We start from the raw sequence: 8246 nt of genomic DNA on the forward strand, positions 1-8246 counted from the left end.
GTATGTCACAAAAAAGACGCATCACTCAGGCCAAGAAGCCAACCAGGGTTAAGGGGCACAACCCAGTCAAGCCATATTTTATAGTGGTTTCAATTTTGGTTTTATTTGGGTTGGTGATGCTGTCCTCAGCTTCTAGTATTCAAGGTTTCCGGGAGTATAACGACACTTACTTTTTTTTCAAACGCCAAATTTATTTTGGCGTGATTCCCGGTATTATTATTGGTTATATTTTATATAAAATTCCGTATCGTATTTGGATGCAGTATCGCTTTGGTTTATTGGTTTTAACTATCGCACTTTTGGTAATGCCTTTAATTAGTTTTTTCTCTGCCGGCATCGGTTCGGCCAATAGCTGGGTTAGTTTGGGTGGGATTACTTTCCAGCCTTCAGAGATTGCTAAGTTAACATTTTTAATTTGGTTCTCAGCTTGGCTTTCGATTCGGGAAGAAAAAGTTATCAAAAGTATTGGTGGCGGGTTAGTGCCATTTTTGTTTTATATTGCCATGGTTTTGAGTTTGATAATATTACAGCCAGACTTTGGTACCATGACGATTTTTGCTTTTATCGCATTGATTATGTTTTTTATTGGCGGTGCTAGATTAACTCATCTAATATGGCTTGGTGGTTTATCCGTTCTGTTATTTGGGGTTTTAATTGCCGCCGCACCATACCGCATTAATCGCTTTTTAACTTTTTTAAATCCTGGCGCTGACCCGCAAGGTGCTGGGTATCACATTTTACAAGCTCAATTGGCGGTTGGTTCAGGAGGATTATTAGGGCAAGGCTTTGGCAACTCTATCCAAAAGTTTTCATATCTGCCAGAAGTCATAGGCGATTCCATTTTTGCTATCATTGCCGAGGAATTAGGTTTCATAGCTTCAGCCGGTTTAATTATGCTTTTGTCATTTCTAATGATTAAAGGTTTAAAATTAGCCCAAGAAAATAAAGATCAATTTGCTAAGTTAATAGTAGTGGGAATTATTTCATGGTGGACAGTGCAGTCTTTTATAAATATAGCCGCTATGTTAAGCTTGGCCCCATTGACTGGCATACCCTTGCCGTTTATCAGCCAAGGCGGAACAGCCTTAATGACCGAGCTTGCCGCTTTTGGGTTGTTGGCCAATATTATTAAAAATTCTTAAGCCATGAAAGTACTTTTTGCCGGAGGCGGCACCCTAGGATCAGTTAACCCGCTTATCGCACTGTGGCAGGAACTGCAACTTCGCGAGTCAAGCCTACAGGCGCTTTGGCTTGGCACAACGTCGGGTCCAGAACAAGAGGTGGTCGAAAGCTATGGCATCAATTATCGCGCTATTAGCACCGGCAAATTGCGGCGTTATTTTTCTTGGCGAAATGTTATTGACCCTTTTAAGGTGCTTTGGGGTTATATTCAGTCACGTAAAATAATTAAAAATTTTAAACCTGACATAGTTATTTCGGCTGGCGGCTTTGTGGCCGTACCGGTAGTTTGGGCCGCGCACGCGAAAAAAGTCCCAAGTTTAATCCACCAGCAAGACAAGCAGGTCGGGTTAGCTAATAAATTAATGGCCAAAAAAGCAACTAGAATTTCTGTTACTTTTGAGGCGTCAATAAATGAAATTAAAAAATTTAAGGATAAGATTGAGATAATTGGAAACCCAGTCAGGCAAGAATTTTTTCAAGTTGAATTTGAAGCGTCAAAAAAGTATTTTCATCTAACCCATGATTTACCGGTAGTGTTGATTTTGGGCGGCGGTACCGGCGCGTCCACGATTAATCAAGCGGTCTACGATAGCTTGCCGAACCTAACTAAATTTTCACAAATTATACATTTGACCGGACGGGGACGCGGCCGCAGTGATGGTAGTTATCAGAATTATTATCCGTATGAATTATTAGTTCAAGAATTTCCTAAAGCTTTAGCCGCCGCTGATGTTGTGGTTTCCCGCGCCGGCATGTCAACTATTACCGAAGCCGCTATATTAAAAAAGCCTTTAGTTTTAATTCCCATGCCCGACAGCCATCAAGAGCTCAATGCCCAAGAACTCCAAAAGAATAATGCAGCTAAAGTTTTAGCCGAGAAAAATTTGAGTCCAGCCAGTTTAGTCACGGCGCTTAAATCAGTTATCGAAGATGCCGCGTTACGAGAGAATTTGTCCTTAAATATTGGCAAAATACTGCCGTCCAATCCTAATTCTAAAATGATAGATTTAGTCTATAAAACCATAAGTCATGTCAATTAATAAAAAAATTGGTTTAGCTTTAAGTGGAGGCTTCATCAAGGGCATTAGTCATTTTGGCGTGATTGATGTTTTACTCGAGAATGGAGTGCCAATTGACATGATTTCAGGCTGCAGCGCTGGCGGTATTGTGGCTTCGGTTTATAGTTGCGGTAATCACGATGAATTGCGTGATTATTTGTTGTCTGCCTCAGGTAAGGAATGGCTGGAGGTGGTATTTGAGCCCCAGCTGAGCCGCAAGGGTTTGCTTAAAGGCGAGCGGATAAAAGAATTTTATAAAAAGTTTATTTTGGGTAAAACATTTGCTGAAACAGATATTCCATTATTTTTAGCCGCCGCTAGCCTAACGCGAAAGAAAGAAGTTTTTTTAAATTCCGGAAGCGTCCTTGATGCGATGATGGCTTGTTTGGTTACGCCTGGAATTTTTTCGGTCACCAACCATCAAGGCGATTATTTGGTTGACGGTGCCGTTTATAACCAAGTGCCAACCAAGCCGCTTTACGCGCATGGGGCAAATTACGTCATTGCCGTTGATGTCGGCAATAAAATCGGTTACACCATTAGGGCTTTGTCGTATTTGAAAAAATATGTCAAGCGACTCAAGCGGGAACGGGAAGACGTAACCGCTGAAGAAATTATCCAGTGGGAAGAACATATGCATTTTTTACAAGGCATTATAAGAAATATGCAGATGTTTGTAGATTCATACACTAACGGGTATTTGGAGAATTATAAAGCTAATGTCATAATTAAGCCGAGCGTGAATTATGTCCAACGTTGGGATATCAGGAAAATAAGGGAACTTTATCAACACGGCCGCATGGCCGCAGAGGCTAAGATGCCTCAAATTAAAAGAGACCTTAATTTAAATGATTGATTTTAAAAAAGTTAGACGAGTTTATTTTATAGGGATTAAAGGAGTGGCTATGGCCGGATTAGCCATTATTTTAAAACAGCGAAAATTTATTGTCAGCGGTTCTGACACTGGTGACGTCTTTGTAACTGATAAATTGCTTAAAAAAAATAACATTAAGTTCAATAAAAAGTTTGATCCTATAAATATCGATACTTTTAATCCGGATTTGGTTGTCGTCGGCACATCATTTAGCCAAAAAAATTTGGAAACATTATACGCGCAAAAAAAGAAAATACCAATTTTACTTGATTCTGAACTACGGGGTATATTGAGTAAAAGCAAAAAGACGATCGCAGTGTCTGGAATGCACGGCAAAACCACTATAACCGCCTGGCTAAGCTACATTTTTAATAAGTCTCAGCGCCAGCCCAGTTACTTAATCGGCGCGGCCGGTGTAATCGGTCTAACGACGCCGGCCGCCTGGGACACTGGTGATTATTTTATTGTAGAGGCTGATGAATATGTCAAAAGCCAAAAAGAAAAAGTGGCTAAGTTTTTAGATCTACAATCGGATATTACTATTATTTCAGGTATTGAGTGGGAGCATGTGGATGTATATAAAGATATCGGCGCGGTTAAAAAAATGTTCGCCCAATTGATCAATCAGACTAAGAAAAACAAAGGGAAAATTGTGGCTTGCCTAGACAGCCCGGCGGTAAGAAGTTTAGTTAAGGGGCGTCAAGATATTGAATCGTATGGGTATTCGCGAGATGCTAGGTGGAAAGCTTATGATTTGGACTACAATGGCCATGTTACAAGCTTTGATGTGTTACTGTCGGGAAAGAAGATTGGCCGGTACGAGATTTCATTAATGGGTGAGCATAATGTTTTAAATGCCTTAGCTTGCATTGTAGTCTGCAAGCTTTGTCGCATACCTGAAGTCAAAATTAAGCGGCTGTTAAGGCAGTTTAAAGGAGTAGAGAGGAGGTTCCAAGTACAGTATAAGAAAAAAATTATTTTTGTTGATGATTACGGCCACCACCCAACTGAAATAAGAGCCACTTTGCGCGCGATTCAGCAAAAATATTATGATCGTTTCATATGGTGTGTTTTTCAATCACACACTATTTCGCGCACTAAAGCCTTATTACCTAAATTTGCCAAAGCTTTTTTTTACTCGGATAAAGTTTTAGTCACAGACATCTTTGAATCAGCCCGTGAAAAAAATTTAAAGTTTAAAGCCCCGTCTTTAGCCCGGGCAATTTTACGCACTGGACAAAAAGTTGAATATACTGGAAACTTAGAGCAAACCACTCAATATTTACGCGCTAATGTTAAGGCCGGTGACGTGGTGGTAACTATGGGGGCGGGTGACATTTATAAACTAATTAAGATGTTTTAATGCCTTTTGAAGACATATCATCAGTCAAGCAAAATATCCGTTTAGCGGATATGACTAATTATCGAATTGGCGGACCGGCTAAATATTTTTTGGAAACTGATAATTTTGATAAGTTGATAAAAGTTTTAAACGAAGCGCGTGCCCAAAAGATACCGATTTTTATTTTAGCCGGCGGCAGTAACATTTTAATTGCCGACGAAGGCTTTAATGGTTTGGTGGTAAAATTGAAAAATCATGACATTGATGTTAATGGTGAAACGGTGATTGCCGGCGCGGGCGCTGGTATCGACAACTTAGTTGACGCAGTGGCGGACGCCGGGTTAACCGGGTTAGAATTTATGGCTGGAATTTATGGTACTGTCGGAGGGGCTGTCCGCGGAAATGCCGGCGCCTATGGCGGAAGCATTTCCCAAGCGGTTGTTAAGGTCAAAGTTTTTAATGGTCAAAAAATTTTAGAAATGTCTAATGACGAGTGCAAATTTGATTATCGCGAAAGTATTTTTAAACATAACGATTATATAATTTTAGAAGCTGAATTAAAATTAGCTAAAGGCGATGCCGCACAAGTTAAAGCTAAAGTGGCAGATATTAGAAAAACTAGAAATGCTAAATTGCCCGAGATTGAACCTAACGCCGGGTGCATTTTTAAAAATTTAGAGTTACACGAGGTAGTTGATCCAAAAAAAATAAAAAAAGGCTTGGATATAACAGACGCTGAATACGACGAAGCTACCAAATTTGGTAAATTGCCAGCCGGCTACCTAATAGAAAAATTAGGCCTTAAGGGAAAAACGATTGGCGGCGCACAATTATCGCCAAAACACGGAAATATTATTGTGAATACCGGTAACGCCACCGCCAAAGACGTGGTCATGCTGTTAAGCTTTTTAAAACAGCAAGTCAGAGATAAAACCGGCGTGCAGCTGCAAGAAGAAATACAATTAGTCGGATTTTAATATATGCCAGAAAAAAGATCACCCGAAATTGGCGCTGACAGTCCGGACGCACGCCATGTTCCAATAAAAACTGGAGATGAATTTCCGACGACTGAGCTTATGGCTTTAGGTGTAGACCATCCGCTTGTTGAAGGTTTGCAAAAATCTAAACGGGAAGAGGCGGCTGAGTTGGTAGAATTATTTTTAGAAGATCTCGAAATCTACTTCGATGATGGTGATATAGAGAATATCGATTTTAAAGATACCTTAAAGGATTGCGTTTTGACTCTTGAAGCGATGTTGGAGCAAGTTGAGACTGGGCAAGGCGAGTTATTAAGCCTTGAAGAAAAAACTAATTTATCAGATATGGCCCAAAAGGCTTCAGATAAGCTAACGGCGCGAATCTTGGAATTTTCAGGTAAATCTAGCCTTCATGATGACTTAGTCCAAATAAAGAATCTGTTTGATACGATTTACTCTAATGTCAATCTCATATAATTATACTTGATAAAAAAAGCCTAAGTGTAAATATTAATATGCCTGAGCGATCAGGGTATCATCCTGAGGAAGAAAACAAGCAAAATCTCCCGCCTGGTTTTATGATTTCAGGAGCAGATAATCCGGAGCTTGAAGAAAACAGCATTCAAGGCTTGATTTGGCTAGTGGAGCCGTATCGTGAAATATTTAATCAAGCAGGCGATAGTGAAAATGCTGAAGTTGACCATGCGGGCGATGAAAAAATAGTTGAAAGCCTGAGGGAAAATATTCGCGGTTGTATAGTTAAAATAATTAATATTTTAAATGAAAGACGCCAAGAGATAATTTTGAGGCGTGAGGACAAAAATCTTACCGCAGAAGATAAAGAACGGTTATTAAAAGTTATTGACGGTGCCATAACTGATTTTGAAAGAGATCTTTTGAAGTATGAAGATGGCTCATCACCTGCCTCCGCATTAAAAGCCCATATTGACATTCTCAATTTAATAAAATCTAGACTACTTTCAATATAAAATATGGACAGAAACAATTTTGAAAAACCCGGCAGCGACGGCGGAAGTATTGACGAAGGCCGTGATTTAAATGATGTTACAATTGCCGGAGAATTTACGGACGACCCACGCAGTCAATTTGAATTCGAACCTAAAAAGTTAGACCTTGCAGTTTTAGTTGAACAGGGGATTGATTTTATTTTTGAATCGGTATAAAACGAGCCATTGGCATTGCGAGCAACAGCTTTACGCTTAGGAGAATATTTTGCCTCAGCCGAGGAGGCGCTTCAGGAATGTGTGCATGAGCGTCTTTCAACAAAAGAGTCATCGAAGATAGCATTAATTTTTCAGAAAGGGCTTGATGAGGCTTTAAGAATAGCTAATACTCGCAATTCCCATGATGATATTTATGATTACGCCGAAGCCGTTGCCCAAAAGTTTGAAGCAATTCTGGATATAATCGATAAAAGTAAGAAATAATTTTTATTGTTATGTGGATAAAAAATTTGACACAAAAAAATAATTTTTTGCCTGTTATTAGTCAATGGTTGACTACAAAGCAAACTTTGGTATAATGGCTTTTGTATCTTAAAAATAACTCCATATATGGCCGACAATTCGCAATTTAAGCTAAAGGCGAAGATTTCAAAAAAGCGAAAAAGTACTAAAAGCACTCTTAAAGAAGCGGTAAAAAAAACCGTTACCAGCAAGAAAAAACCATCCAGAAAGAAAACGCCACTCAAGCGCTCAACCCTCGGCTATGAGGCCGAGTTTTTTTTGTTGAACAAAAAAGGGCAAGTTATCCACGAAGCTGATTATCTATTAAAAAAGATTGACGAAAAAAAGCGAAATCCTAGTTCATTTATCGTTAAAGAGATTGACCATAATCAAATTGAGGTTGGCTGTTATCCCGACGTGGAATCAGTTAATACTCTTGATGCGTTAGTCCAAAATTTAAAATTACTTTTGTTTACCGCCGAAGAAGAAGGTATGGTTATATGTCCGCTGGGTACGTATCCGGGTAAGTTTATGCCACAGATCAGAAAAGACCCGACTAAATACAATGCCTATCAAAGAGCCCTAGGTAAAAGCCGGTATGCTCAAATGGCCCGGACAAACGGTTTTCATTGTCACTATGCGTTACCTAAAGGTGTGTTTGATGCTAAAAAATTGAAAGTAAAACGTCTTGTCACTTCCAAAAATAAGGACAGCTTAGTTAATGCTTATAATTTTTTAATTGCGGCTGACCCAGCGCTGATTACTTTTATGCAGTCTTCGCCTTTTTTGCAAGGTAAGTTAGTCGGGAAGGGCGCGCGAACTTTAATTATGCATGGCGACGATTCTCTAGATTTTCCTAACGGGATTTATGCGAATCATCCAATATTCGGAGTCTTACCTCCATACGCTCACACTGGCACAGATTTAATTAACCTTTCTAACCGTCGTTATGAAGAGTGGAAAAAATTGTTAACTGAAAGCGGCACTAAAGAAAGTGAATTTAACTCATATTACAAATCGATTTTAGAAACTAACTGGTCGCCATTACGTATTAATCAGCATGGCACTTTAGAGCAGCGGGGGATGGATATTAATCATCCGCACATTATGTTTGCTGTTTCGGTTTTAATCCAAGTCGCCCTGCGCGCCATCCAAGAGAATTTTTATCAAGTTGAACCCTCAGATCTAGCAGTTAAGGAACCGTTTAAAATTGAAAAGAAAACAATTTATATCCCGCCCGATACATACGTTAAAAATGAGCTTCAAAAAAAAGCCGTGTATAAAGGCCTAGAAGACGAAGAAGTTTGGTATTATTGTAAACGGTTATTGTGGCTCGTAAAAATATTG

The 8246-nt window shown here is 39.4% G+C and carries 10 protein-coding genes; all 10 read left to right on the top strand.

Annotated features, from left to right (window positions below; all coding sequences use genetic code 11):
• Positions 1-2 precede the first annotated feature (2 nt).
• Positions 3-1142 (top strand): stage V sporulation protein E, encoded by a 1140-nt coding sequence (locus COT81_00385; GenBank protein PIS05606.1) that lies wholly within the window; start codon positions 3-5, stop codon positions 1140-1142.
• 3 nt (positions 1143-1145) lie between these two features.
• On the top strand, positions 1146-2222 hold the full coding sequence (gene murG, locus COT81_00390) for an undecaprenyldiphospho-muramoylpentapeptide beta-N-acetylglucosaminyltransferase (protein ID PIS05607.1): 1077 nt from the start codon (positions 1146-1148) through the stop codon (positions 2220-2222).
• Positions 2212-3096 (top strand): hypothetical protein, encoded by an 885-nt coding sequence (locus tag COT81_00395; protein PIS05608.1) that lies wholly within the window; start codon positions 2212-2214, stop codon positions 3094-3096. The genes murG and COT81_00395 overlap by 11 nt, the downstream gene beginning before the upstream one ends.
• Positions 3089-4477, top strand: coding sequence for a UDP-N-acetylmuramate--L-alanine ligase (murC, locus tag COT81_00400; GenBank protein ID PIS05609.1), 1389 nt, complete (start codon positions 3089-3091; stop codon positions 4475-4477). Before COT81_00395 ends, murC begins: the two co-directional genes overlap by 8 nt.
• Entirely contained in the window at positions 4477-5433 is a 957-nt protein-coding gene (locus COT81_00405; protein ID PIS05610.1) for a UDP-N-acetylenolpyruvoylglucosamine reductase, read from the top strand. Before murC ends, COT81_00405 begins: the two co-directional genes overlap by 1 nt.
• A 3-nt stretch (positions 5434-5436) precedes the next feature.
• Positions 5437-5910: a hypothetical protein gene (locus tag COT81_00410; protein ID PIS05611.1), complete on the top strand. Its 474-nt coding sequence runs from the start codon at positions 5437-5439 to the stop codon at positions 5908-5910.
• Between the two features lie 38 nt (positions 5911-5948).
• Positions 5949-6422: a hypothetical protein gene (locus COT81_00415; GenBank protein PIS05612.1), complete on the top strand. Its 474-nt coding sequence runs from the start codon at positions 5949-5951 to the stop codon at positions 6420-6422.
• A gap of 3 nt (positions 6423-6425) precedes the next feature.
• Entirely contained in the window at positions 6426-6617 is a 192-nt protein-coding gene (locus COT81_00420) for a hypothetical protein (protein PIS05613.1), read from the top strand.
• 9 nt (positions 6618-6626) lie between these two features.
• On the top strand, positions 6627-6881 hold the full coding sequence (locus COT81_00425; GenBank protein ID PIS05614.1) for a hypothetical protein: 255 nt from the start codon (positions 6627-6629) through the stop codon (positions 6879-6881).
• A gap of 126 nt (positions 6882-7007) precedes the next feature.
• Positions 7008-8246, top strand: a 1239-nt coding sequence (locus COT81_00430; GenBank protein PIS05615.1) for a hypothetical protein, incomplete at its 3' end; no start/stop codon positions are given.

The sequence above is a fragment of the Candidatus Buchananbacteria bacterium CG10_big_fil_rev_8_21_14_0_10_42_9 genome (genome assembly GCA_002773845.1).
Lineage (GTDB): Bacteria > Patescibacteriota > Patescibacteriia > Buchananbacterales > 21-14-0-10-42-9 > 21-14-0-10-42-9.